Genomic DNA, 1,564 nt, shown 5'->3' with positions numbered 1-1,564 from the left:
GCCTTCAGCGCATCGATACCCTCGCCGGTCACCGCCGACACAGCAATCGGCGGCGCCTTGCTGGCGTCGGCGCCATCGGCAAGCAGCCGGCTGCGGTTGCCCTCGTCGAGCCGATCGATCTTGTTCCACACTTCGATCACACGCTTTGCGTCGCCGGCATCGACACCGAGGTCGGCCAGGATGCGCTCGACATCCTCGGCCTGGGCGGCTGTATCGGGGTCAGAAATGTCGCGCAGGTGAAGGACGAGGTCGGCCTCGACCACCTCTTCCAGGGTGGCGCGGAAAGCGGCGATCAGATGCGTCGGCAGGTCCGAGATGAAGCCGACCGTGTCCGAAAGGATGATCGGCGTGCCGTGCGGCAGGCGCACGCGGCGCAGCGTCGGGTCAAGCGTGGCAAACAGCATGTCCTGCGCCAGTACGTCTGCTCCGGTCAGCCGGTTGAACAGCGTCGACTTGCCGGCATTGGTGTAGCCGACGATCGCCACCACCGGGAACGGCACCTTCCTGCGCTTGGCACGGTGCAGGTCGCGCGTACGGCGCACCGTTTCCAGCTCGTGCTTCAGCTTGATGATCTTTTCCTGCAACTGCCGCCGATCGGATTCGATCTGCGTTTCGCCGGGGCCACCGAGGAAGCCGGCGCCGCCGCGCTGGCGCTCAAGGTGGGTCCAGCTGCGTACGAGGCGGCCCTTCTGGTAGTTGAGATGAGCGAGCTCAACCTGCAGCGTGCCTTCCTTGGTGCGTGCACGCTCGCCGAAGATTTCGAGGATCAGCCCGGTGCGATCCAGCACCTTGGCGTTCAGCTCTTTCTCGAGATTGCGCTGCTGCACAGGGGTTAGCGGATGGTCGACGACGACCACTTCCGCATGTCCCTCTTTGACGATTTCAGCGAACTCGGCGACCTTGCCGCTGCCGAGCAATGTCGCCGGGCGCGGATCGTTGACGGTGACCACCGCTGTGTGGATCAGATCAAGGTTGATGGCGCGGGCAAGGCCGACGGCCTCGTCGTGGCGAGCGTCAGCCGAACGCATCAGCCGTGGGCGGTTGGTCTCGTCGTCGTTGCGCTGGTGGCGGGTAAGGACGGGCACAATGACAACGGCCCGGGTCGGGCCGTTGGCTTCCGTCCCGGGATGATGCGCTGGTTTTCCGCGAACGGTGGCGTCCGCGTCTTTCTCACGTGCCAATCAGGCGCCCTGGCTTTCCTCGCCATCGAACATCTGAACCGGCTGGCTCGGCATGATCGTGGAAATGGCGTGCTTGTAGACGAGCTGGGAGTGACCGTCACGGCGCAGCAGCACACAGAAATTGTCGAACGAAGTGACCACGCCGGTCAGCTTGACGCCGTTGATGAGGAAGATGGTGAGTGGGTTCTTGCTCTTGCGAACTGAATTCAGGAACAGGTCCTGAAGGTTTTGCGATCGTTCCGCCATTGTTCTTGTCTTTCGCCGATCCCCTTCGGTTTGCAAGCCAATGCGCCAAATTAACGGGCGCATGTCAAGCTCGCAAACACCGTCTTGTCGTCAGTAACGACAAGCAGAACGAGATATATTGATGTTCATTCCACCTG

General features: G+C 62.4%; 2 protein-coding genes. Both read right to left on the bottom strand.

Features of this window, described 5'->3' with window-relative positions; genetic code table 11:
* Nucleotides 1-1,181: GTPase HflX (gene hflX / locus EN993_RS35610; protein ID WP_127266220.1), on the bottom strand; the 1,181-nt coding region annotated here is incomplete at its 3' end.
* Nucleotides 1,182-1,427, bottom strand: coding sequence for an RNA chaperone Hfq (hfq, locus tag EN993_RS35605; RefSeq protein WP_006202172.1), 246 nt, complete (start codon nt 1,425-1,427; stop codon nt 1,182-1,184). It abuts the gene before it with no gap.
* Between the last annotated feature and the right edge of the window lie 137 nt (nt 1,428-1,564).

It is taken from the genome of Mesorhizobium sp. M7D.F.Ca.US.004.01.2.1, from assembly GCF_003997785.1.
Lineage (GTDB): Bacteria > Pseudomonadota > Alphaproteobacteria > Rhizobiales > Rhizobiaceae > Mesorhizobium > Mesorhizobium loti.
The sequence above is the reverse complement of the archived record's forward strand: the minus strand, read 5'-3'. Positions and strand labels throughout refer to the sequence as shown.